Below are 22,299 nucleotides of genomic sequence, written 5' to 3'. Positions count from 1 at the left end.
GCGCTCCATGCCGGGCTTGAGGATGACCTTGGTCCATTCGTTCTGCTTGGAACTGAAATTCTCGTAGCCCTTCGCCGCGTTTTCGAGCGGGAGGTGATGCGAGATGAGGAAGGTCGTATCGAGCGTCCCGTCCTCGATCTTCTCGAGCAGCTTCTTCGTGTATTTCTGGACATGGGTCTGGCCCGAACGGACCTGCAGCCCTTTCTCCATCAACGCGCCCAGCGGGAATTTGTCGGTCATCCCGCCATAGACACCGGGGATCGAGACCTTCCCGCCGCGCCGACAGGCGAGGATCGCCTGCTTGAGCGCCGCCGCACGGTCGGCGCCCACGCCGACCTTCTGCTTCACGACGTCGATCATGTTGTCGATCGCGAACCCGTGCGATTCCATGCCGACCGCGTCGATGACACAGTCGACGCCGATGCCGCCGGACATTTCCATCAGGGCTTCGCGGACGTCGACCTCGTGGAAGTTGAGCGTTTCCGCGCCCAGCTTCTTCGCCAGCGCGAGCCGGTTGGGATAATGGTCGATGGCAATGACCTTCGAGGCACCCATGACGATCGCCGATTGGATGGCGAACAGGCCGACGGGACCGCAACCCCACACCGCGACCGTATCATCGGGCTGGATATCAGCATTCTCGGCGCCCATCCAACCAGTGGGAAGGATATCGGACAGGAACAGGACCTGGTCGTCGTCGAGATGGTCGGGAATGACGATCGGACCCACATCGGAGAAGGGCACGCGAACATATTCCGCCTGGCCGCCCGAATAACCGCCGGTGAGATGCGAATAGCCGAACAGGCCCGCCATCGCATGGCCGTAGAGCGTGGCCGACATATCCTGTTTCTCGACCGGGTTCGAGTTGGAACAGCAGCTATATTGCTGGACCGTGCAATGGAAGCACTGCCCACAACTGATCGTGAAGGGCACAACGACGCGCTGCCCCTTTTTCAGGGTACTTTTTGGACCCACGTCGACCACTTCACCCATGAACTCGTGCCCCAGCACGTCACCCGATTTCACGCCGGGAATGACGCCATCGTAAAGATGCAGGTCCGAACCGCAGATGGCAGTCGAGGTGACCTTGAGTATGGCGTCGCGCGGGTTGACGATCTCGGGGTCCGAGACGGTTTCGACACGAACGTCCTTGGTGCCTTGCCATGTGAGAGCGCGCATCATCCATTCTCCTGCTGCAGAGCCGATCGGCGTTCGTCGCGGGTGCGCGCGGAGGTGGCAATCTCGCCGGTCTCCATCAGCATTTTGAATCGCTTGAGGTCGTGGCGCGCTTGAATTTCGGGTTCGCGCAGGAAAAGCTTGGCGATCCCACGTCCAACGATACCGCCGGGCGGATCGTATGCGATGTCGAGACCGACACGCGTCCCGCGGTCGCCTGGAGCGTCTTCGAACGTCACGCGGCCGGAAGTTTCGATGTCCGATCCCTCGACCGATTTCCAGGCAATATGTTCGCCGTCCTTTTCGCTCGAGATTTGCGTTTCGACATTGACGGTCTGGCCCGCGGGTGCGCGAATGAACCAAACGTTGTGCCCGTCCCCCTTGTTCTCGATACGCTCGAGATTCTCCATAAATTGGGGAAGATTCTGGAAGTCGCGAAAATAGTCGAACAACGTCTGGCGATCTTCACCGATCGTCACGCTTCGCCCTACCAACGCGAGATCGCCACCGGTGCGTCTCCGTGCAAAACGGGGAGCGTCGCCCGATCCCGATCCACCTGATTTGAGCTTCGACCTGCCAACCGCAAGTGCTCCGGCTGCTATCGCCAAACCGGCGATCGCGCCGGCCGCCAATCGAAGGCGATGCTCGCTGTCCTTTTCGTCTTTAGCCATCTCGAACTCCTCATCCCGTCCACTGGCCTCAGCGATTGTGAGGGGCGAGGCGTTCCGGAACCTGATAAAGGTTATCCGTTTCATCCGCGGAAGGAGCTCTTTACCTATCGCGCTCGGAGACTGCCGATAGGAGATGCCCGGCACTAATCTCCATCAGGCCGATCGATTGGAACGGAGCGGAATTTCGCTCCGTATATGATTACGTATCGCGAACGATCGTGCGACTTGCTCGTATGCGCGGTGGCACGATCTGGCGCATTACAATGCCCTGACCTCTAAGGAACGACGGATGCCATGAGCACGGAATTCTGGATTGGCGATCTACCTCGCCTTGGCGAGATCATCCTCGGTGCGGTGATACTCTATATCTTTGTGGTTGCTTTCGTTCGCCTCCTGGGGAAGCGCGCTACCGCGCAAATGAATAATTTCGATTGGCTGATCGTCGTTGCAACCGGAAGTGTGCTTGCGAGCGGCATTCTGCTGCGTGACATCAGTCTCATCGGCGCTATCGCAGCGATGGTCGTTCTCGGCCTATGCCAGTATCTCGTCACAAAATTCTTCTCGGCCAATGACGGGAAGCTCGAAAATATACTTCGGGCTTCGCCGCGATTGCTAACGCATCGAGGCGAGTGGCTTGAAGACGCCATGCGAGACGAGCGCGTCAGTCGTGCAGAAGTCTACTCGCGGTTGCGTGAGGAGGGCTTCTACGACATCGACGAAGCGAACTGGGTCATCCTTGAGATGGATGGCCGTCTCTCGATCCTTCCCAAGCGCGACAACGTGGATATTTGCGATGTCAAATGCTTGGAGGGCGTACGGTTCTCGAAGGATGCGATTGAAGAAATTGACCGAGAACTGAGTAGCAAAGGCAACGCAGGGAAGTGACGGGATGATGCGGCCTCAGTACGGCACGCCCAATTGCAACTCGCCTTCCCCGTAAAGATAGTCAGCGTCAAACTCGCAAAACCATTCGAGCCCGTTGCGGTCTTCGATATGAATGGCCGAGTCCTCGATGCGATTGTTCAACAGCCCCGCTTCACGCAACTCTCGGAAGCTCCGGTTGCAATGAATGGCGGTGATGCCGGACGCCTCTGCGAAATCCGTTTGGGTAAGCGGTGTGTCCAAAACGTGACCATCGAACAGCCCCACGAACTCCAAGCGTGTAGCCAACTCGCATATTAAGTGTGCTATTCTCTGCGCAGCATTCAGCCGCCCCAGCTTGAAGAGCCATTCTCGATGTATCGCGGCATCCAGAAGCGTCGAAAACCACATGATACGTGTTAATCGCGGGTGCTTTGCGATCAGCTTCTCGAGGCCCTCATGAGGAAAGGCGACCAACTCGACTTCGCCGACGGAACAGGCATCATGATCGAGATGCTTCGTGGGGAAGCTGTGGAAACCTACCCAGTCTCCCGGAACCTGCATCCCGACGTTCTGACGATAGCCTCGCCGATCGGTTTTGTAGCGAACCGTGAATCCGCTTACGATGAAGTAGCTGCAATGAACAAGCTCTCCTTTGCGGATCAAGCGCTCGCGAGGACCAAGGTGGACGGTTCGGTCGGCGGCATCGGCGATTGCGGTCAGTTCCTCGGTGGTCAGCGCGTGGCGCATTCGACCCCGAAGATAAAGTTCGAAGATCGCGCTTTTGTTGTCCAAACTAGTCCCCGGGAAACTCTGAATGTCGGGCGTTGAACCAAAGCCGACGAACCCCGTCATCGCGAAATGGACTAATAATTATCATCTTCAGGACGATGCTGATTAAGCCCCCAGGCGGCCGAAATCTCTTTCTAACAAACGTCAATACGTTCGATGGGAACGTGAAGGTGTTCCGACCATTGCGTTTGCAGTCGGCAGAGAGCCGATGGGACCTGCCAGGTGTCCAGTCGGATATGCGGCAACAGTGGTATCAGTAGCAAGGATCGAAGCATGAAAAACGTTCGGTTCAGCGGGCGACAGGGATGTTGTCTCGATCGCGAAGGGATTGAGCGGCTGGCCCTATTTGATGCGGAGAGAATTCCGTTGAGAATACAATGCAAATATTTCGGCTGTAGCGAGCGGCAGTTGTCGGAAGCCAAGGCGCAGTGGCTTGGGTGAATGAATGCACCGAGGTCAGCCTGTGGAAACTCGATCGTTAAGAGTTCCTGCGGTCGATCCAGAGGCTAGGATTCAAGCATATGAAGTCTTCGTAAGCGTTCAAATGCAACGTCATGGCGGTTGCACGGCGGCCCCGAACGAAGTCGAGGCTGCTCGGATTGAAAGGGGGCCCTATTCCCAGCTTCGGTCGCTTCCGAGCATCGCGAGAGCAGCGAAGCGATCGGCCGGACCAGATGCTTCCCGCTGGGAACGCGCTCGCTGAATACGGCGTTTAGGACGTACTGGAGAAGGAGCTTAGCGATGGCTGAAAAGCAAGAAACCGACCAGGATGCCACGCATATCCTGGCGAACGACCATCGAAAGGTCGAAGACCTTTTCGAGGAATATGAATCGGCCTCGGACAATCGGAAGAAAACCGAGATCGCCCACCGAATTTGCACGGAATTGAAGGTCCACGCCCAGATCGAGGAAGAAATCTTCTACCCGGCGCTCAAAGGCAAGGTTGATGACGATCTGCTCAAGGAGGCCTACGTCGAGCATGATGGAGCCAAGCTGCTGATCAACGATCTCGCGGACGGGTCCGCGACGGACGAGCACTACGATGCGAAGGTCACCGTTCTCAAAGAACAGATCGAGCATCATGTGAAAGAAGAAGAAAAGCAGAACGAAAACATGTTCCAGCAGGCTCGTGCTGCCGACGTCGACCTCGAGGAGCTTGGTCGACGGCTAATTACACGGAAGGAGGAACTCATGGCCGAGAGTGGAAGGCTGCCTCCCGCAGAAATGACCACGATCAAGTAAGTCGCTTCGGGATTATGCTAAGTCCTAATCAGCTCGAAGAGATGGCCAAGACTTGTCGGAACCTGGCTCTATCGAGTGCCATGGACCAGAACCGACGGGAACTTATTACGCTCGCCGAGCAGTACGAACGCCGTGCAAGGGCCAAGCGGAAGTGGCTCGCCAAGGAAGGTCTCGATCCGGAATCGGCGGAAGCGATGGAGCGTCTGCAAAATCCCTCTTTCAAGATCGATCTTGAATAGGAGTGGTAGGGCCTAGGCACATGCGCACAATCGTTTTCTTGCTGATGTTGGTTCTGGGATCTTGTCACTCGCTTCCGCGCGACGCGGCGGGAACGGTTGAACGGATCGAACGAACTGGAACCATGAGGATCGCGATCGTGTCGGGCACTCGGAAAGTTTCCGACGCGCAGCGCATCGCCGACCGGTTCGCGTCAATGCACGCCGCCAAGTCGATGGTCGGAAGGGCCGGCCGAACCTCTTCTCCGGAAGTTGGACGAGGGAAAGATCGACTTGTTGATCGGTGAGTTCGGTCGGGCCGGCCCCGTGTCGCGTGAAGCGAGCCTCTCCAAAGCGATCGGCGTGCCCGAGCCGAAAAGCCCGACCGAACCTGTGCTTCGGCTTGCCCGAAAGAGGGGCGAAAACGAATTGATCACCGTGACCGATAGGATGGTGATGGAATGATCGCTCAATCCGATATTCCGCAGGAAGTCCGAGAGGGCCTTCGCCGGGGCCGAAAGCTGTGTCTCTGGACCCTATTCTGGCTGAGTTCGATATCGGTGCTGATGTACCTCGTCATGGGACAGTCGCAGGCAATGAAGACGGCATTCCTCGAGGATCTTTTGAGCCTCGTGCCGTCCATCACCTTTCTTTTCGCGGCATCTTTGGAGCATAAGCCGCCGAACTACCTCCGCATCATCTAATTAATCTACGCGCCCGTTGTCGCATCAGCCAAGCCAGCCCTCCGATCCATACAATGAGAATAGCGCTTCTCTCTGCGGTCCCGTTGGGTTCGAGCGGACCGTGGCGAACGACGATCGTAAGGGCGATGCACACGGTGACTGCCGCGAAAAGTTGTTTCAGCATGACTTCCTCCTGCGGAAGCGATGGTACGATCCGGCGCGAATGGCATGAGTGCGGGATGATAATTTGATGATTGCACGAAAAAGCCCGACCCCTCGAGAAGGGCCGGGCATACGCTATACGCGGGCTTGAATGCTTCGCGTATCGACAAAGTTCCTTAACGGTTGCTCTTCCGCTCCACGCCCTAATCAGTAGATCCGGCCTGAGGGGCTGTTGTTCGGACAGGCAGATACGCTTCCGATCCAGATTCAAGCTGGTGGCAACGCGCTCTGTCTCGGGTCTCTAGATCGCCCCGCTTTGAGTTCGAGAGTTGCCGTTCTTTAACGATCGAGCGATTGGCAGCTTCACGACTTCAATCCTCTGGAATTAAGAACTCGTACCGATATTTGGAAAAGACGATCTCAGGTCTGGTCTTTGTCGAATTGCAAATTGGGCGGCGACCCAAGAGCAGACCGTCCGAAATCGGCCCAAGCTGCGACATTCTGAGCGTTACCTCCTTGGCCATTCGGGCCGAGGAGAAATGCAATGGGATACTCACGGTTTGATGCAGCAATGCGGCATCGTCCGGCTTGGAACGCTGGAAAGAATGTCGGAACCAAGCGTCCGCTGACGCAGAAGCAAATTTGGGCGATCCGCTTGCATCTCGACCGCGAAGGCCGGTTGAGGAACCGAACCCTTTTCGATCTAGCCATCGACAGCAAGCTGCGTGGATGCGATCTAGTGAAGATCAAGATCGGTGACGTGGTTGCCGGCGCCGACATCCGAAACCGGGCAACCGTTATTCAGCAGAAGACCAATCGGCCGGTGCAGTTCGAGCTTACCACCGATGTTCGAGCCACATTGCTCGCTTGGCTTGAAAAACGAGGCGGCTCGACTGGCGACTATCTGTTCCCGAGCCGTGTCGATTCAAATGGCCATTTGAGCACTCGGCAGTATTCGCGCCTGGTAGACGAATGGGTCACAGCAATCGGACTTCGCAAAGCGGAGTATGGGACACATTCGTTGCGTCGGACGAAGGCAGCGATGATCTATCGCGCGACAGGCAACATCCGAGCTATCCAGATCCTGCTTGGCCATACGAAGATCGAGAACACGGTCCGCTATCTGGGCGTCGATGTCGAAGACGCCTTGCTGCTAGCGGAGCGAACTGAAATCTAACCGGAGAAGCGGTCGCTCGGCAGGCCTGAACGACCGCTTCCATGTTGCCTCACATGTGCGCGGATCGTCCGTGATTGAGGTGGGAAGAGGAATGTCCGGTTTTGCGCAGGACTACTGACAAGATGACGAAAGACTATGCCTCTTTGAGCGGCCAGACCTCAACTACTCCATGAGCTACGGCGCAAGGTGCCCGCGAGACTGCCGTAACTGCAGCTTCGATGTCCTCGGCTTCGATAATCATGAAGCCTGCTACCGGGAGGGTAGATGACATATACGAAGTTCTGGTAACTGTAACACCGGAATTCTCGGGATTACGGACCTGTATAGGTTTGCCAGCAATTCCCATTACAGCACCTTGATCAGCTAACTGTTCGTCGTGAGCGTGAGCCGCCGCCCGTACCTCCGACGGCGTTCGATCATAGCCCGCTCGATCTCCGTACCCGATTGTCACGAATTTCGGCATTTAAGCTTCTCCTGCAAATGAAGTAATGTCAGCTTTCGTGCATACTGCAAACGTTGCGAACTTCTGCGATTAGGGTCGGCTGTAGAATGTCGGCTTTCTACCGACGCCACACCAGAAGCGGACAGACCGCAATCGGCCCAAATAACGACATTGAACCTTCAGCTACATTACGACCCTTCGCATCGATGCGGAAATCTGTAACGTCGGCGCTTCATAGGGGCGGTTGGAGCTTTGAGCTTGGTCGAAGACCAGAAAGATGGACCGGCAGAGGTCGAGGCCTTTATCGCGCAGTGGCGGGACACGGGCGGTTCGGAGATCGCGAATACGCAGAGCTTTATTAACGGCCTCTGCGACCTCATTGGGGTCGCGCCGCCCGATGGAAGCAAAGCGAACGAGGCGGAGAACAATTACGTCTTCGAGCGCGGCGTTCATCAGGACAATGGCGATGGCACGTCGAGTTTCGGGCGGATCGACTGCTACAAGCGCGGTCATTTCATTCTCGAGGCCAAGCAGGGCAGCGAGGCCGACCGGACCGCCGCCGAGAAGGGTGAGGACGACCTCGACATCTTCGGCCAGACGGCCACTGCACGCGTGAAACGCGGCACCGCCCGCCGTGGCACCGACAACTGGGTAAAGGTGATGCTGCAGGCAAAGGGGCAGGCCGAGCGCTACGCCAAGGCCGTGCCGCTCGATCATGGGTGGCCGCCCATCCTGATGGTCGCCGACATCGGCTATTGCATCGAGGTCTACGCCGATTTCTCGGGCAGCGGGAAGGCCTACGCCCAGTTCCCCGATCGCGCCCGCTATCGCATCATGCTCGATGATTTGCGCGACGAGGAAGTGCGCGAGCGGCTTCGCGCAATCTGGACTGACCCCATGTCGCTCGACCCCACCGCGCAATCGGCAAAGGTCACCCGCGATATCGCCAACCTGCTCGCGACGGTTGCTCGAAGGATTGAAAAGCGCGGACACAATGCCGAGCAAACGAGCGGCTTCCTGATGCGGCTCCTGTTCACGATGTTCGCCGAGGACAGCGAGCTCATCCCGGCCGGCAGCTTCACCGAGCTGCTGAAGGGCCAGCGTGCGCATCCCGAACATCTCGCCGACCAGCTTTCCGCCCTGTGGCGGGTCATGGACGCCGGTGGCTTCTCTCCTGCCTCGGCGTGCCGGTGAAAACCTTCAATGGCTATCTGTTCAAGGACAGCAGCGCGATCCCGCTCGATGCCGAAGAGCTCGAGGTGCTGATCGAGGCCGCCGAGCACAAATGGCAGCACGTTGAACCCGCCATCTTCGGCACGCTGCTCGAACGAGCCCTTAACCCGAAAGAGCGTGCAAAGCTTGGCGCTCACTACACACCGCGCGCTTATGTCGAACGCCTCATCGGCCCGACGATCATGGAGCCGTTGCGTAGCGAATGGGACGCGGTGCGCGCGACTGCCGCTCAGCTTTTGGATGACGGCAAGTCCGACGAGGCGCTAAAGCATGTCGAGGCGTTCCACGCTCGTCTGGCACAGACGCGCGTTCTCGATCCTGCCTGCGGGACCGGCAACTTTCTCTACGTCGCCATGGCGCGCATGAAGGAGCTTGAAGGCGAGGTGCTCGACCTACTCGTCGAACTGGGCTCGCGACAATATGTTGCCGACATCACCGGCCACACGGTCACGCCCGAGAATTTTCTTGGAATCGAGATCAACCCCCGCGCCGCCGCAATCGCCCAGCTCGTTCTGTGGATCGGCTATCTGCAATGGCATTTCCGGGTCAACGGCAAGACGACCGCTCCGCCCGAACCCATCCTGCGCGACATTCGCACGATCGAGAATCGCGATGCGCTGATCGCCTACGACGAAAAAATTCTCGTCCGAGACGAGCACGGCGTGCCCGTGACCCGCTGGGACGGCGAAACGATGAAACTGCATCCTGTCACCGGCAAGAAGGTCCCTGACGAGACAGCACAGGTCGAAGCCTATCGCTACGTCAATCCGAAGCCTGCCGACTGGCCGGAGGCGGACTTCATCGTCGGCAATCCGCCCTTCATCGGAGGAAAGGACGTTCGCCAGCGGCTTGGCGACGGCTATTTCGACGCGCTGTTCAAGACGACGGACGTGCCCGAGAGCGCCGACTTTGTCATGCATTGGTGGGACAAGGCCGCCACGGCAGTTCGCAAGGGCGTTCGGGCATTCGGCTTCGTCACGACCAACAGCATCACGCAGATCTTCAGCCGCCGTGTCGTTGCGAAGCACCTGGAAGCGAAGAAGGGCGTCAACATCGGCTTCGCGATTCCCGACCATCCGTGGGTCGACGAGAAGGACGGGGCTGCAGTTCGGATTGCGATGACGGTCGCGCTATCGCAGGGCCGGAGGGGGAGATCGGCCGGGCGCCGCCTCGCGGTGGTGGATGAAAGCGAAGCGCCCGATCGGGTCGAGTATCACGAGGCGATCGGCATGGTCGGGCCGGACCTGCGGGTTGGGGCAGATGTCACGAGCGCGGGCGAACTTCGATCGAACAGCAGGATCGCCTCTCGCGGCGTTCAGCTGATGGGCGCTGGTTTCATTCTCGATGACGAAGCCGCCGCGGCGATGGGCGGCGTTGACGAGCAAGCTATCATCCGTACGGAGGGCAATGGACCGGAGCATGTCATTTTCGACTATCGAAATGGCCGCGACCTAACCTCGCGGCCGCGCGGGGTAAAGGTGATCGACCTCTATGGCCTGACCGAGGCCGAGGTGCGCGTTCATCATCCAGCGGTCTATCAGCACCTGCTGTCTGACGTGAAACCGCATCGCGATCAAAACAATCGGGCAAGTTATCGGGAAAACTGGTGGCTGTTTGGCGAGCAACGATCCGAACTTCGCAAAGCCTTCAGGGGGCTAGATCGCTACATCGTGACCGTCGAGACGGCAAAGCACCGTGTCTTCCAATTCATGCCCATGACAACCGTGCCGGATAATCGTCTGGTGTGCTTTGCCTTGAGTTCAGCGGTTCATCTCGCGGTTTTGCAATCGCGCATCCACGTGACATGGGTTCTGGAGCTTGGGGGTAGACTTGAAGATCGACCTATTTACACAAAGTCGACCTGCTTCGACGCGTTCCCCTTTCCTAACGCAATTCCGACAGAAATTCGGACTGGAATGGAAGAGAATGCGGAGGCGCTAGATATGCTCATCAAGTCCGTCCTCGCCGACCACGACGACCTCACCCTCACCAAACTCTACAACACGCTCGAAGCGCTCCGCGAAGGTCGCGCGCTGACCGACGCAGAGCGCGACGTCCACGATCGCGGGCTCGTATCACTCATCCGCCAGCATCACGACGAAATCGATCGCCTGGTCGCCGAGGCCTATGGCTGGCCTGCCGATTTGTCCGACGAGCAAATCCTCGAGCGGCTCGTTGCACTCAACAAGGAGCGGGCGAACGAAGAGTCTAACGGCCTTGTCCGCTGGCTGCGCCCCGACTTCCAGGCTCCGGGCTATGAAGCCCCTACGGGCGCCGAACTCGATTTCGGCGACACCGCCCTGCCCGTTCCCGACAACGACCTTGTCTGGCCCGCCACGCTCCCCGAGCGGTTCAGTGCGGTGCAGTCCATCCTTGCCGCTGCTGGGGGCCCCCTAGCCGCGCAAGACATTGCACGCACCTTCAAGGGCAAGCGCGCGACAACCGTCCGCCCCGTCCTCGAAGCCCTCGCAGGCATCGGCATGGCTCGCCGCCTCGAGGACGGTCGCTACGCCGCCTGACGACGTGCGCAGCGGCAGGGCTTCCCGAAAATCCCGATCATCCTAGCTCCTCAGGCCAATCGTCATCTGGGTCGTGGACCGGTTTTCGTTCTTCGCGAATCTGCTTCCTTCGGTCGATGACCGTCTGTCGATCATACTTTGTTAGCAGGCCGACGCTGTAGAGTGGCTCGATGACGTGATCAGGAAACATTGGATTACAAAATATCGCGCAAATGGCTTCCTCTGATTCTGAAGGGCAATCTTCGAGAACGGACGTGAAGACACAGCCGTCGGAAAGATGACGAAAAACCTCATAAAAGTCGTTGGTGGACCGTCCTGGGGATTTCTTGAGCCGGGCCTGACGATCATCGCTACGATCTGCCATCGCGATGATCTCGTCCGCGCGGTCACCTCGCACGAGGATCGGCATCATCTCATGGATGCGATGATATACGGTCGACGCTTGCCGTGTCGAATGCGCAACCTCATTTGCTGCCTCTATCAAGGCATCTTGGTGCGACCCGATCTCAGCAAGGCTGGCGTACCATTCCGATTCCGACATCTCCCGGTCGTATTCATTCGGGATAAGTGGGTCGGAATCAATCTCTCTTTCGTCACGCAAAGCCTCGGCGGGGTCGACGCCGGGCGGGATGGTTCGAGCCCAATCGCCGCTCGCTGGTCGTTCAGACGTTGATGGAATCTCGAACTCGAGATGGTCCGCAATAGCTTCCCGGACCGCTTCGCCAAGGCGCCTTAAAAGGCGATCATCGCCCCCATACGTGTGAAGAGCCTTTTTCTCTTCAGTCGTGAGATTTTTGTCGACGGCGACGGTCACCGCCCACGCGGGACCGACAGCCAATCGGGCATTCGCGCTTCGCTTCATTGCGATTAGAATTAGGCTGCAGAGAATAAGGCGGACGCCTGTCTGCGCTTCGTCGGCGACGCTTGCGAACTTTTTGCGGAGTGTCTCGATCTCTGAATCAAGCCGGAAGCTTGTCAGGGCAAGGAACCGTGCCCGGCTCTTCAACTGGCGCGAGGCCGCATAATCCTGCTTGGCGGTGAGGTCAAAGCTGCCTTCCAAAAGCGTCGCTTGCCAAGCTTCCAAGTCAGGAGCATCGCCGACCAGCGCCATGATGAGCTTCTCGACAAAGTTCTCCATATCATCCCGATCTTGAGGCTCGGTGAAGAATGCCAGAGCACTCCGAAGCTCGTTCATGAGCGCTTCGGTGTCGTCACCCCAATATTTCTCGAACCTTTCGATCTGTTCTGTCGTCAACAGCTTCGACAAATCGATCCCCGCCATCATAAATCCTCCGCCGCGATCATCGCGTACGATTCATCTAGGGCGCTGCGTCAAAACTTTCTCGTGATCGCCGAAAAAAAAGTCGATCTCGCTGCATTCGGCCGTGGTTTCCTTGGTGACAACTTCTCTCGGCGGCGGTGACAGACCTGCGCAAATCGGTGACAAACCTTCCGAACGAAGGTGACAATTCTTGGCGCGGCGATGCCAATCGTTCCGATCGGTGGTGACATCTCGTGCGGTGCAGCTGTGCCAGCTGCATTGGCGCAATACCGTAAAGTTGGTAGGACCGACTTTACTGCGCGTGTAAGTCGGCGGGTACCGACTTTCGCTCGTCGGGCACGAGCTCGGGCCTCCAGCGACGGCAAGCGTCGCACCGGCAGGCGTTGGGGTCGAAACCCTCACGAAGTCTTGTCCGCGCTCTCCCTTAGAATGGCGGCGATGCGCTCGGCCTGGCTGGCGTCCATGGCCTGCCAATGCCAGCGACCGATTCCATGTTCGTCGAACAAACGATGCATCGTCGACACTGTCTCCAATGGCAGGTCGGAGGCTCGCCGCGCTTCCTCGTTGGCCTCGGCTTCGCGCTGGCGTTCGATCGCGATCTCGAGATCGTGCGAAACAACGGCGTAGGTCACCAGCTCGGGAAACATGGCCCGCAGATGTTTCGAAATCGCCAGCCTGCTGGCCATGGCCCGTTTTGTCAGCGAGCGAATGTAAGCCGGCAGTTGTGTGGCGACCAGTTTGGGATGTTTGAGCTTGAGGTCACCATTGCGCCACGACGCCCCCGACCTTCGCTGCGCCATCTGCTCATAACATCGCCGCACCTCGTTAATGCCTTCCTCGATGTCGCGGTCCAACGCCCGAGCGATCGTCGCCACGAATGCTTCGGCCTGCTCGGAGTTGGCAAGGTCGCGCCACCATTGCCCGAGATCGCGCTCCCGCTTCGCTCTTTCGAGATCCTGGTCGTCCATATCTTTGTCCTGCCCTGAGGGTGTTCGAACGGCCGATGCTACCGCCCGGCGGCTTTAGGAAGGGTTGAGAAAGGAAGGATCGATCAAGTCGATGATAGGAAAAAGGATGGGCGCAGTCCGTGACTTGGTCGCTGCGCCCAGTTTCAGGAAGGACCAAGTTCATGACTGCCATCCCGTACGAGCTGCGCGAGCTCGACCTCGAGCCCACGCCGGAGCCGAACATCCTCGCAAAATATCTGATGTACGCCATCGCCTCGAAGGTCGATGGATATCTCGATCAGGATCCGACCAGCCTGTCGCCGCTGCTGGAGCACAATTTCTACCTGCCCGAGGCAAACCTGCTCATCGTCGGCACGAGCTGTTCGCGGCCGCTAGTTACGCGCGAAGCTATGCTAGTGGCCGAGGCCGTCGACGCCAATCTCCTGATCGTTCGCTCCTCGGATACGCCCGGACGGGCCAGCTTCGATGTGAGGCTCCTTGGCGGCGATTGTATCTTCGTCGCCTATCGCCTGTGGATCCCTCGACCGACGGGGACGGGTTATCTCGTGCCAAGTGTCGGCGATGCCCCTTGCCTTCGCCTCGAGCAGACCGGTCTCGAGGTCGAGATGACTCCACCATATGAGACATGGGCAGAGCGCTATATCGGCCTCGAACACGGCGCCGAATATCTCGGGGTAGCCTCGATCGGGTGGTATTGATGGCGAAGCGCTCTTCGAAAGCCGCGACCTTCGACCGCTCGCTCAAGGAATATTGGGATGGGGACGCCGACGACCCCTTCGTCATCGCGCGTTTCAACTGGGAGGAGGGCGAGGGCAGCCGTGAGCCGATCTCGCCTCGGTTCATCGCGAAACGGCGACCGGCCGCCAAGGAAGGCAGCATCGACACCGCCGAGCGCGTCGAGGTGCTCCTCCCCGATGACGCCCCCGACCTCTTGATCGACCCCGACCTGCTCGTGTCGACCTTCGAGGCCAGCTACCCGAAAGGAGAAACCCTCGCCTTCGCGCAGGTCACGATGCAGTTCGCCGACGCACCGAACCTTCATTCGTCCTTCGAGAAGGCGCGAGCGTGGTGCCGCCAAGAATTCTGCGACGAGCGGCAGCTTCCCGTCCTTCTGGTCCTGCATGTGCCATTCCGGCTGGGCAGCGCAAATCCTCCCCACGTCCACGCGATGGTGCTGTCGCGGCAACTCACGCGGCTGGGCTGGGGAAAGGTCGATCGGCTTCTCGCGTCCGATCCGCATCGGCCCGAATGTGCGACTTCATGGTTCGATTTGAGGACTAGTGGGCCGACATAGTTCGGCCTTGAGGCGCTCTCACCGCAAGGCGAGAGCGCCTCAAACTTTTTTCAAACTATTTTCAAAGTGGCCTTGCGCCACCCCCCGCCTACCAAGATAATAAAGGAATAGGGAACATTCGTATCACCAACCAAAGGAGAGAAATCTCAGGAGATAAGAAATGACAAGAAAGAACGGGGGAAGATTTCCTACTGCAGCGCAGATTAGGAACACGATTTTGAGCGCAAAGTCTGCTGGTATCGATATTGGTCAAATCCATATTGGGTTTGACGGGGCTATCACAGTGTCGAGTACTGACCAAACTTCTGATCCTAGAGACGACGATTTCGATAAATGGGAATCGCGTCTATGATCAGAGGCATTCATTTCGTTAGAAAGAAGAATGCGTCGGGCACCGCTTGGTACGTTTATGCGTATCGTGGCGGGCCCTGCGTGATGCGATGGAAAGGACGGAAAAAGCCGAAACTAGGCACTAAGGAGCTCGCTGCCGTCCTGAAGGCGCAGTCAGACCGGGCAGTGCCTAGAGCGCAAACCTTGTCCAATCTGATCGTGAAGTGGGCCGGGACTGGTAGCAAGCCGGGCAGTCCCGAATGGTCGTCGATGGCGGAGAGCACCAAGAAAACTTGGAGATCGGCTCTCAGAAAGATCGAGGACCGTTGGGGGGACGTTCCTCTAACCGTTTTCGATGATCGCCGGATGATCGCGAAGATCGTACAGTGGCGGGATAGTCGTATCGAAACACCCCGGGCAGCGGACCAAGGAGTCACTGTCCTACGAGCCCTTCTCAAATACGGCGTTCAGCTTGGTATACTTTCAATCAACGTCGCGGAAAAAATCCGGAAGGTTTATGAAGGCGGACAGCGAGAGGAAATTGTTTGGACGCACGAAGACATGAATGCCTTCGAAAAGGCCGCCAAAGAGTGTGGGCAGGATTTTTTGTGGGATGCCATACGCCTCTTCGCCATGACCGGACTGAGGCGGTCCGACGGCTGTGCTTTAAAGTTTTCGGACTGCAGCCAGTTCGCGATCATCAAGAAGACGGCAAAGAGCCGTCGGCAACGTCGCCGCTTCGTCTCTCTCCCACGAATTCCGACGCTAGATGCGCTTCTGAACGAACTAGCCGACCGACCACGGGCGGAAGGGATAGATAACGTTATTGTGGATGCCGACGGGTTACCCTGGGTGCCTGACCGACTGTCGAAGGCCATTCATAAGATTCGAGATGCCGCCGGCATCGTTCATGTCGATGAAGAAACGGGCCGAACCCGCAAGAAGCATCTGCACGACGTGCGGGGCACTTTCGCCACATTCTTGATGACTCAAACGGATCTCTCGGACATGGAAATTGCCGACATCATGGGCTGGTCGCCCGAAGAAGTTTCTCGCATCCGCAAAGTCTATGTTGACGACAGCGCGAAGGTCGTGGCAATCGGCCAGCGGATCGCACGCGGTGTAAACTGATACTGTAAACCAGGCCGATTGTGACGAGCGGACGGTTAGAATTTTGGCGGAAAAACGCCAACCGGGCGGGTGTAGCTCAATGGTAGAGCAGGAGCTTCCCAAGCTTAAGACGAGGGTTCGATTCCCTTCACCCGCTCCAGATCTCTTGTCAGACGTCCGTCCTCAATTCTCCAGCGTGTAGGCGACCTGGATCGTGACTTGCTCGCCGATCTCGGCGCCGAGCAGCGCATTGCCGCCGCCACGTTCGGCCATGGGAGGCGGTGGCGGGGGCGGTGGCGCACCGGGCGCGGAGATTCGCGACCCCGTCACCACGATCGGCGAACTGTTGTAGCTGTAGCCTTCACTCATGCTCACCATGCGCGCGGTTCGATAGCCACGAAGCCGCGCATATTGGGCCGCTTCCGCATCGGCGCGCTCGAGCGCGCGGCGGCGCGCTTCGGCGCGTAGCGGGAGGCGGTTCGCAAGGTCGAACTGCGGACCGCTGATCTGGCTGATCTCCAATTCGCCGAGCCGGTCGAGCAGCGGCGCCACCTCGACGTCCATCCCCGTCTCGAAGCTCACGCTCGCGCTGCCCGTATAGCCAAGAAAGGTCGGCGTCCGACCGTTATAATCATAGCGCTGGCCGAGCGAGATGTTCGACACGGTGATGTCGTCGCGTTCGACGTCGATCGCCTCTAGCGCCGCCACCAGCCGGTCGAGCCGCTCGCTCGCTCCGTTCAAGGCCGCGCGCGCCGTATCGGCCTCCTCGCTGACCCCGACCTGGAAGCGCACCACGTCGGGAAGGCGGGTGACCTGTTCGCTGATCTGCAAGGTCAGGACGGGCGTCGCGCGCGCTTCGGCAAGCGATGCCTCGACGGGCTGGGCGTGTGCGGTGGTCGGAACGACGATGAAGGCGGAGCAGAGGAGCAAAGACAGACGCATGGAGATCTCCTTCGAGCGCCGATATTGGCGGCCGATCTTCGACAACTGCGACCTTCCGATCCGGTTCCCCCGCGCGCCGCACGCTCCATCGCACCGACGCGAACGCGTCGTCGCGCTCGGGCATTGGTCAACCCGAAAGAAGGAGAAGACGATGCAGGATCAGGAAGTGCGCGATTTCGAACACAGTTTGTGGGTTGGCGATGCCGCCAACTACGAGGAGAAGATGGACGCCGAGAACGTCGTCGTCGTCGTTCCCGCAGCCCCTTTCCTGCTGCGTGGCAAGGAAGCGATCGACGCGGTGGAGAACACCCCGCGCTGGGCCGAGGCCGACCTACGCGACCTCACCATATCGCGGCCCGAACACGGGCTAATCGTGCTTGCCTATCACGCCAAGGCAAGGCGCGACGGCGACGAGGCCGATTACGAGGCGTGGTGCACCTCGACCTACCGCCGCCTCGACGATGAGAAATGGCGCGTCATCCAGCACAGCCAGATGGTGCCTCCCAGCGCCTGAGCGATGCGCTAGCGCGCCGCCTCCTCGGTGGCGTTACTGGCCGATTGGGCACCACCCGACGACGCGCCCAACGCGTCGATGTCCGGCGTCCCGTCATCCGCCTCGTCCGCCTCCCGGCGCTCCGCCGCGCGACGATCGGCAACCTGTGCCGGCGTGCCGATGGCAATCTCGACGCGGCGGTTGCGCCGTTGCCCGGCTTCGTCGTCGCCGCCGTCGAGCATGAGGTTGGGCGCAACCGGATTATGCTCGCCGAGCGCGACAATGCTGATCCGCTCGGGATCGACGCCTTTCTCCTCGAGATAGTCCGCGACCGTCTGGGCCCGCTCGCGGCTGGCGCGCTCGTTGGCCTCGTCGGATCCGATCGAATCCGAATGGCCGAACAAGGTAATCGGCTCATCGCCCTCGCGCCGCTCACGGGTCATGAAGGCATCGATCGCCTGCACCGTATCGACGTCGAGCGTTTCACTGTCGCCGAAGCCGACCGTCATCTCCATCGGAATGTCGATGTCGGCTTCCATGCCTGTCTCCGCGCGCACATCGTCGCGGATGATCGACTGCGGCGGCTCGCCTGTGGGCGCGACATCCGGATTTTCCTCGGGCGTCACCGCGTCACCGGGTCCATCTCCGCACGCCGACAGAGCGAGGGCAAAAACGGCCGCTACCGACCACGAGACCGTCAACCGCTTGCTCATGACTTCAGCTCCTCTTGTTCATCGCCCGGGTCGGCCATGGCCTGGGGTGCCTGCTCCTCGCCGTCATTCTCGGGAAGAATGATTTCGCGCGGATGTTTGGTGCCGGGCGGCACATAGACCACGATCGTGTCGCCCGGGCGTCCCTCCGGCCGCGAGGCATGGGTGAAGAAGCGCAGTCGTCCCGTCTCGCGCAGCACGAACAAGGGCTCCGCCTCCTCGGGCAGCGCTCCGCGCATCATTTCATTGTCGAGACGAAGCGTCAGCTCGATCGGCATCATCACCCAGCCGCGCGCGACATGGTCGGCAACATCCTCGACGCCGTGTCCGGTGTGGAACAGGGCACGTCCGCGAAGGCTCGCGGGCAAGGCATGGGGATCATCGCCCGACGCATCGCCGAGCTGATAGACCGCGTCGGAACCGATCTCGGGCGCGAATTCCGAGCAGACGAGCGCGTTGTAGGCCTCGTTCGCGGTCGTCGCGACCAGCACCTGGAACTGGTTGAAGTCGAGGTCCTCCTCGGTCGCCTCGGCGAGGATCTCGCCATGGAAGGTCGGCAGCTTTTCCGCCCGCGCGCCGCCCAGCCGCTGCCAACTGGTATCGTTGACCATCACCGGCACCTCGAGGCTGCGCAGAGTCTTTGCCAGCTGCAGCGAAAAGGGCGTCGTTCCAACGATGAGCACGCCGTTGCTCTCGGGACCGTTCAGCTTGAGCAGGCGCGCCAGCGGTTTGGCCGTAAAGCCGTGCGCGACGATCGTCGCCGCGACCACGGCAAAGCTGAGCGTGACCAGCAGCCCCCCGTCACCGAACCCGATTTCGTCGAGCCGAAGTGCGAACAAGCCGGCGATCGCCACCGCGACGATCCCCCGCGGGGCGATCCACGCCACGTAGATGCGTTCGCGCCACGGGATCTTCGAGAAAGCGAGGCTGGCCAGTACGGTCAGCGGACGGACGAGGAAGAGCAGCGCAAGCAGGAACAGCGCAAAGCGCCATTCGAATTGCGCGATATCCTCCGCCGACAGGCTCGCCGACAACAGCACGAATACCCCCGATACGAGGATGATCGTGATATTCTCCTTGAAGGGCAGATAGGTTCGCGCACTCGACAGGTGCGAGTTTGCGAGCACGACGCCCATGACGGTCACGGCCAGCAGACCCGTTTCCTGCTGGATATAGTTGGACAACACGAAAGTGCCGAGAACCGCGACGAAGAGGATCGGAGCTTTCAGATATTCGGGCACCAGCCCGCGGGGAAAGGTGTAGGCAACCGCCTTGGCCATGCCGTAGCCGACCGCGCCCGCAATCGCGCTGGCGACGAGGACACCGAGGATATTGTCGATGAAGCCCGTTCCCTGCTGCTGCTGGAGCAGGAATTCGTAGGTGACGACCGCGAGCAGGGCGCCGATCGGATCGTTGACGATCCCTTCCCACTTCAGGATCGCACGCGGGCGCGGCGCGAGGTTCGTCTGGCGCAACAGCGGAATGATGACCGTCGGGCCCGTCACCACGAGGATGCCCGCGAACAGGATCGCGACCGGCCAGACCAGCCCCGCTACATAGTAAAGCGCAAGACTGCCGAGGAACCAGCCGACCGGTACCCCGATCAAGGTTAGCCGCGGTACGGCGCCACCCGTCTTGTTGAGCTCGTTGAAGCGCAGGCTCAACCCGCCCTCGAAGAGGATGATTGCGACCGCGAGATTGACCGCGGGTTCGACGAGGTCGCCAAACTGCTCCTCGGGATTCACGAAGCCGAAGACCGGCCCCAGCAAAAGCCCCGCCACCAGCATCAGGGCGATGGCGGGAAGGCCCGTGCGCCATGCGATCCATTGCGCGCCGATCCCGGCGAGGCCGATCAAGGCGATGGCGATGACGATACTGTTGTCGCCGGCAGCGAGAAGGAGGGTCGTGATGTCGCTCATTTGCGCATGGAGCGTTACGCACCCCACGAAGGTTCCGCAACCATGCGCCACCCCGTCACTCCCGATGGACGCTACTTCCTCGTACGTGGCCGACTATGGCGGATGAGCGATCCGTCGCTCGCCCCCGACGAACGCGACCGACTGGTGAAGGAATTGATGGCCGCCCGCTCCGCGAAGGGCCGCGCCATGAAGGCAGGAGATGCCGAGGGGCGCGAAGCTGCGCGCCGGCGCGTCGACGCCGCCAAGCACGCGCTTGGCGAACGCGGCGATCCGTGGTGGGATGACGGCGCGCCGGATTTCAACCGCAAGATGGCGCGCAACACGCCGTATGCCGACTGGGCGGCGGCCTTATAGTCCGCCGACGATCGGCTCGTAGCCTGCTTCGCGCAATCGTTCGGCCAGATCCGAAGCGCAGGCCGACGCTTTCGCCTCGACGTCCGAGCGCATCACGAAATTGGAGCCGTATCTGCCGTCCTTGAAGAAGGGGTAGCTCCCGAGCGCGACCCCGTCATGCGCCTTGACCAGCGCGCGCAGCAGGTCGGCCACCTCGCTTTCGGGCGAGAAAGCCCCGACGGTGACCGATACGAGCGGCGCCCCGCCTTCGAGCGTTCCGGTCAACCCTTCGAGCATTCCGGCGGTGATGTGCGGGATGCCTGCCATGACGAACAGATTTGCGACCTTGATTCCGGGTGCTCCCGACACCGGATTGTCGATCAGCTCCGCGCCGTCCGGAACCCGCGCCATCCGCATGCGCGCGGGCGTCGCCTCCTTGCCGATTCTGTCATAATAGGCCTTCAGCATCGCTTCGGCCTCGGGGTGGATCACAACCGGTACGCCCAGCGCCGCCGCCACCGCATCGACCGTGATATCGTCGTGCGTCGGCCCGATCCCGCCGGTCGTGAAAAGATAGTCGTTGCGCGCCCGCAACGCGTTGATCGCTTCCACGATGGCGGGTTGCTCGTCCGCCACGATGCGCACTTCGGAGAGCCGGATGCCCTGCACGTTCAGCCACTGCGCGATCTGCGCGACATTTTTGTCCTGCGTGCGGCCCGAGAGGATTTCATCGCCGATGACGACGATGGCGGCGGTGTAGATGCGGCTCATGACCCGTTCTCATGCGCGCTTGCGTCGCGCCTCACAAGGGCGGTCCTTCGACACGCTCGCAATCCGCGCGCGCCATGGCTATATCGCTCCCATGACCGAATATATCCAGGTAGGCCCCGAAGACCGCGTCGAGCCCAAATCGGGCGTCATCAAGCTCCATGGGCCGGATGGCTTCGAAGGCATGCGCAAGGCCGGCCGCCTCGCCGCCACCATCCTCGATGCGCTCGCCAAGCATGTCGCGCCCGGCGTCACCACCGCACAGCTCGACCGGATCGTCTTCGACATGACGCTGGAGGGCGGCGCGGTGCCCGCCACGCTCGGCTATCGCGGCTACACGAAAAGCTGCTGCACCTCGATCAACCATGTCGTGTGCCACGGCATTCCCGCCGACAAGCCATTGAAGGAAGGCGATATCGTCAACATCGACGTGACCCCGATCCTCGATGGGTGGCACGGCGATACCAGCCGCATGTATTTCGTCGGCGAACCCAATGTGAAGGCGAAGCGCCTCGTGGATGTCACCTACGAGTGCCTGATGCTCGGCCTCGAGCAGGCGCGCCCGGGAAACCGTCTCGGCGACATCAGCCATGCCATCCAGAGCCATGCCGAAGCGCATCGCTACGGCGTGGTGCGTGATTTCTGCGGTCACGGGCTGGGACGCCTGTTCCACGACAGCCCCGAGGTTGTCCACGCCGGACGGCCCGGCACGGGTCCCGAGCTGAAACCCGGCATGTTCTTTACCGTCGAGCCGATGATCAACATCGGGCGCGCCGACGTAAAACTGCTGCGCGACGGCTGGACCGCGGTGACCCGCGACCGGTCCTTGTCCGCGCAGTTCGAACATTCGATCGGCATCACCGAAGACGGCCACGAGATCTTCACCAAGTCGCCCGCCGGGTTCGACCGACCGCCCTACTGATCGTCCGTCATGCTGGGGGGCGCATCGACACCATCGGACACTCAGCGCACCCACC

Annotated in this window: 24 protein-coding genes and 1 tRNA gene; 15 read left to right on the top strand and 10 right to left on the bottom strand. The window is 60.0% G+C overall.

Translation table 11 applies throughout. From position 1 onward, the window contains the following. Nucleotides 1-1,179, bottom strand: a 1,179-nt coding sequence (locus WJS89_RS12020; protein ID WP_346341218.1) for a zinc-dependent alcohol dehydrogenase, incomplete at its 3' end; no start/stop codon positions are given. Next, entirely contained in the window at nt 1,179-1,991 is an 813-nt protein-coding gene (locus WJS89_RS12015; RefSeq protein WP_346341173.1) for an SRPBCC family protein, read from the bottom strand. The genes WJS89_RS12015 and WJS89_RS12020, both read right to left, overlap by 1 nt. Nucleotides 1,992-2,141: 150 nt before the next feature. On the opposite strand from WJS89_RS12015, the gene WJS89_RS12010 reads away from it, so the two are divergent. Next, entirely contained in the window at nt 2,142-2,732 is a 591-nt protein-coding gene (locus WJS89_RS12010; RefSeq protein ID WP_346341172.1) for a DUF421 domain-containing protein, read from the top strand. A gap of 15 nt (nt 2,733-2,747) precedes the next feature. Here the strand turns inward: WJS89_RS12010 and WJS89_RS12005 are convergent, their stop codons facing one another. Beyond that, a complete protein-coding gene (locus WJS89_RS12005) occupies nt 2,748-3,563 on the bottom strand; it encodes a Crp/Fnr family transcriptional regulator (protein ID WP_346341171.1) in 816 nt (271 codons plus the stop codon). A gap of 678 nt (nt 3,564-4,241) precedes the next feature. On the opposite strand from WJS89_RS12005, the gene WJS89_RS12000 reads away from it, so the two are divergent. The 5 genes from WJS89_RS12000 (at nt 4,242) to WJS89_RS11980 (ending at nt 6,979) form a co-directional block, all read left to right on the top strand. Then, nucleotides 4,242-4,742, top strand: coding sequence for a hemerythrin domain-containing protein (locus tag WJS89_RS12000; RefSeq protein WP_346341170.1), 501 nt, complete (start codon nt 4,242-4,244; stop codon nt 4,740-4,742). Between the two features lie 80 nt (nt 4,743-4,822). Continuing rightward, nucleotides 4,823-4,981 carry a hypothetical protein gene (locus WJS89_RS11995; protein ID WP_346341169.1) on the top strand — a complete coding sequence of 53 codons (159 nt, stop codon included), beginning with the start codon at nt 4,823-4,825 and terminating at the stop codon, nt 4,979-4,981. Nucleotides 4,982-5,230: 249 nt separating this feature from the next. Then, nucleotides 5,231-5,422 carry a hypothetical protein gene (locus WJS89_RS11990; protein WP_346341168.1) on the top strand — a complete coding sequence of 64 codons (192 nt, stop codon included), beginning with the start codon at nt 5,231-5,233 and terminating at the stop codon, nt 5,420-5,422. After that, a complete protein-coding gene (locus WJS89_RS11985; RefSeq protein WP_346341167.1) occupies nt 5,419-5,661 on the top strand; it encodes a hypothetical protein in 243 nt (80 codons plus the stop codon). Before WJS89_RS11990 ends, WJS89_RS11985 begins: the two co-directional genes overlap by 4 nt. A gap of 685 nt (nt 5,662-6,346) precedes the next feature. Continuing rightward, nucleotides 6,347-6,979 carry a tyrosine-type recombinase/integrase gene (locus WJS89_RS11980; RefSeq protein WP_346341166.1) on the top strand — a complete coding sequence of 211 codons (633 nt, stop codon included), beginning with the start codon at nt 6,347-6,349 and terminating at the stop codon, nt 6,977-6,979. Between the two features lie 133 nt (nt 6,980-7,112). On the opposite strand, the gene WJS89_RS12475 is transcribed toward WJS89_RS11980, so the two are convergent. Further along, nucleotides 7,113-7,442 carry a YciI family protein gene (locus WJS89_RS12475; protein WP_431994014.1) on the bottom strand — a complete coding sequence of 110 codons (330 nt, stop codon included), beginning with the start codon at nt 7,440-7,442 and terminating at the stop codon, nt 7,113-7,115. Nucleotides 7,443-7,673: 231 nt separating this feature from the next. Here WJS89_RS12475 and WJS89_RS11975 point away from each other — a divergent pair, with 231 nt between their 5' ends. Further along, complete coding sequence (locus tag WJS89_RS11975; RefSeq protein ID WP_346341165.1) at nt 7,674-8,615, top strand: type IIL restriction-modification enzyme MmeI; 942 nt, start codon at nt 7,674-7,676, stop codon at nt 8,613-8,615. Next, on the top strand, nt 8,612-11,173 hold the full coding sequence (locus tag WJS89_RS11970) for a class I SAM-dependent DNA methyltransferase (RefSeq protein ID WP_346341164.1): 2,562 nt from the start codon (nt 8,612-8,614) through the stop codon (nt 11,171-11,173). Before WJS89_RS11975 ends, WJS89_RS11970 begins: the two co-directional genes overlap by 4 nt. A gap of 37 nt (nt 11,174-11,210) precedes the next feature. Here WJS89_RS11970 and WJS89_RS11965 read toward each other — a convergent pair whose 3' ends face one another. Next, complete coding sequence (locus WJS89_RS11965) at nt 11,211-12,455, bottom strand: hypothetical protein (protein ID WP_346341163.1); 1,245 nt, start codon at nt 12,453-12,455, stop codon at nt 11,211-11,213. Between the two features lie 398 nt (nt 12,456-12,853). Continuing rightward, on the bottom strand, nt 12,854-13,330 hold the full coding sequence (locus tag WJS89_RS11960; RefSeq protein ID WP_346341162.1) for a hypothetical protein: 477 nt from the start codon (nt 13,328-13,330) through the stop codon (nt 12,854-12,856). Between the two features lie 254 nt (nt 13,331-13,584). Between WJS89_RS11960 and WJS89_RS11955 the strand changes: the two genes are divergently transcribed. The 4 genes from WJS89_RS11955 (at nt 13,585) to WJS89_RS11940 (ending at nt 16,317) form a co-directional block, all read left to right on the top strand. Beyond that, entirely contained in the window at nt 13,585-14,121 is a 537-nt protein-coding gene (locus tag WJS89_RS11955; RefSeq protein ID WP_346341161.1) for a hypothetical protein, read from the top strand. Further along, nucleotides 14,121-14,717: a hypothetical protein gene (locus WJS89_RS11950; protein WP_346341160.1), complete on the top strand. Its 597-nt coding sequence runs from the start codon at nt 14,121-14,123 to the stop codon at nt 14,715-14,717. The genes WJS89_RS11955 and WJS89_RS11950 overlap by 1 nt, the downstream gene beginning before the upstream one ends. Before the next feature lie 534 nt (nt 14,718-15,251). Then, a complete protein-coding gene (locus tag WJS89_RS11945; RefSeq protein WP_346341159.1) occupies nt 15,252-16,178 on the top strand; it encodes a tyrosine-type recombinase/integrase in 927 nt (308 codons plus the stop codon). Between the two features lie 65 nt (nt 16,179-16,243). Further along, a tRNA-Gly gene (locus WJS89_RS11940) sits at nt 16,244-16,317 on the top strand. Nucleotides 16,318-16,340: 23 nt separating this feature from the next. On the opposite strand, the gene WJS89_RS11935 is transcribed toward WJS89_RS11940, so the two are convergent. Next, nucleotides 16,341-17,099 carry an SIMPL domain-containing protein gene (locus WJS89_RS11935; protein WP_346341158.1) on the bottom strand — a complete coding sequence of 253 codons (759 nt, stop codon included), beginning with the start codon at nt 17,097-17,099 and terminating at the stop codon, nt 16,341-16,343. Between WJS89_RS11935 and WJS89_RS11930 the strand changes: the two genes are divergently transcribed. Further along, a complete protein-coding gene (locus WJS89_RS11930; protein WP_346341157.1) occupies nt 17,098-17,613 on the top strand; it encodes a DUF4440 domain-containing protein in 516 nt (171 codons plus the stop codon). The genes WJS89_RS11935 and WJS89_RS11930 overlap by 2 nt on opposite strands. Before the next feature lie 8 nt (nt 17,614-17,621). Here the strand turns inward: WJS89_RS11930 and WJS89_RS11925 are convergent, their stop codons facing one another. Together WJS89_RS11925 and WJS89_RS11920 are read right to left on the bottom strand one after the other, a co-directional pair. Then, nucleotides 17,622-18,305: an OmpA family protein gene (locus WJS89_RS11925; RefSeq protein ID WP_346341156.1), complete on the bottom strand. Its 684-nt coding sequence runs from the start codon at nt 18,303-18,305 to the stop codon at nt 17,622-17,624. Beyond that, entirely contained in the window at nt 18,302-20,221 is a 1,920-nt protein-coding gene (locus WJS89_RS11920; RefSeq protein ID WP_346341155.1) for a cation:proton antiporter, read from the bottom strand. Before WJS89_RS11920 ends, WJS89_RS11925 begins: the two co-directional genes overlap by 4 nt. 42 nt (nt 20,222-20,263) lie before the next feature. On the opposite strand from WJS89_RS11920, the gene WJS89_RS11915 reads away from it, so the two are divergent. Continuing rightward, nucleotides 20,264-20,575, top strand: a complete 312-nt coding sequence (locus WJS89_RS11915; protein WP_346341154.1) for a hypothetical protein — start codon at nt 20,264-20,266, stop codon at nt 20,573-20,575. On the opposite strand, the gene WJS89_RS11910 is transcribed toward WJS89_RS11915, so the two are convergent. Continuing rightward, on the bottom strand, nt 20,570-21,325 hold the full coding sequence (locus WJS89_RS11910; RefSeq protein WP_346341153.1) for a competence/damage-inducible protein A: 756 nt from the start codon (nt 21,323-21,325) through the stop codon (nt 20,570-20,572). The two genes, WJS89_RS11915 and WJS89_RS11910, sit on opposite strands and share 6 nt — an antisense overlap. Before the next feature lie 91 nt (nt 21,326-21,416). On the opposite strand from WJS89_RS11910, the gene map reads away from it, so the two are divergent. Next, nucleotides 21,417-22,244, top strand: coding sequence for a type I methionyl aminopeptidase (map, locus tag WJS89_RS11905; RefSeq protein WP_346341152.1), 828 nt, complete (start codon nt 21,417-21,419; stop codon nt 22,242-22,244). Nucleotides 22,245-22,299 lie beyond the last annotated feature (55 nt).

The sequence above is a fragment of the Sphingomicrobium aquimarinum genome (genome assembly GCF_039655735.1).
GTDB lineage: Bacteria > Pseudomonadota > Alphaproteobacteria > Sphingomonadales > Sphingomonadaceae > Sphingomicrobium > Sphingomicrobium aquimarinum.
This window is presented reverse-complemented; position numbering and strand designations above follow the sequence as displayed.

Coding starts and splice junctions, on each gene's coding strand:
- map (WP_346341152.1), top strand. CDS start 21,417: ATGACCGAATATATCCAGGTAGGCCCCGAAGACCGCGTCGAGCCCAAA.
- WJS89_RS11950 (WP_346341160.1), top strand. CDS start 14,121: ATGGCGAAGCGCTCTTCGAAAGCCGCGACCTTCGACCGCTCGCTCAAG.
- WJS89_RS11920 (WP_346341155.1), bottom strand. CDS start 20,221: ATGAGCGACATCACGACCCTCCTTCTCGCTGCCGGCGACAACAGTATC.
- WJS89_RS11915 (WP_346341154.1), top strand. CDS start 20,264: ATGCGCCACCCCGTCACTCCCGATGGACGCTACTTCCTCGTACGTGGC.
- WJS89_RS11910 (WP_346341153.1), bottom strand. CDS start 21,325: ATGAGCCGCATCTACACCGCCGCCATCGTCGTCATCGGCGATGAAATC.
- WJS89_RS11965 (WP_346341163.1), bottom strand. CDS start 12,455: ATGGCGGGGATCGATTTGTCGAAGCTGTTGACGACAGAACAGATCGAA.
- WJS89_RS11935 (WP_346341158.1), bottom strand. CDS start 17,099: ATGCGTCTGTCTTTGCTCCTCTGCTCCGCCTTCATCGTCGTTCCGACC.
- WJS89_RS12475 (WP_431994014.1), bottom strand. CDS start 7,442: ATGCCGAAATTCGTGACAATCGGGTACGGAGATCGAGCGGGCTATGAT.
- WJS89_RS12010 (WP_346341172.1), top strand. CDS start 2,142: ATGAGCACGGAATTCTGGATTGGCGATCTACCTCGCCTTGGCGAGATC.
- WJS89_RS11995 (WP_346341169.1), top strand. CDS start 4,823: ATGGACCAGAACCGACGGGAACTTATTACGCTCGCCGAGCAGTACGAA.
- WJS89_RS12000 (WP_346341170.1), top strand. CDS start 4,242: ATGGCTGAAAAGCAAGAAACCGACCAGGATGCCACGCATATCCTGGCG.
- WJS89_RS11980 (WP_346341166.1), top strand. CDS start 6,347: ATGGGATACTCACGGTTTGATGCAGCAATGCGGCATCGTCCGGCTTGG.
- WJS89_RS12005 (WP_346341171.1), bottom strand. CDS start 3,563: ATGACGGGGTTCGTCGGCTTTGGTTCAACGCCCGACATTCAGAGTTTC.
- WJS89_RS11985 (WP_346341167.1), top strand. CDS start 5,419: ATGATCGCTCAATCCGATATTCCGCAGGAAGTCCGAGAGGGCCTTCGC.
- WJS89_RS11930 (WP_346341157.1), top strand. CDS start 17,098: ATGGAGATCTCCTTCGAGCGCCGATATTGGCGGCCGATCTTCGACAAC.
- WJS89_RS11955 (WP_346341161.1), top strand. CDS start 13,585: ATGACTGCCATCCCGTACGAGCTGCGCGAGCTCGACCTCGAGCCCACG.
- WJS89_RS11925 (WP_346341156.1), bottom strand. CDS start 18,305: ATGAGCAAGCGGTTGACGGTCTCGTGGTCGGTAGCGGCCGTTTTTGCC.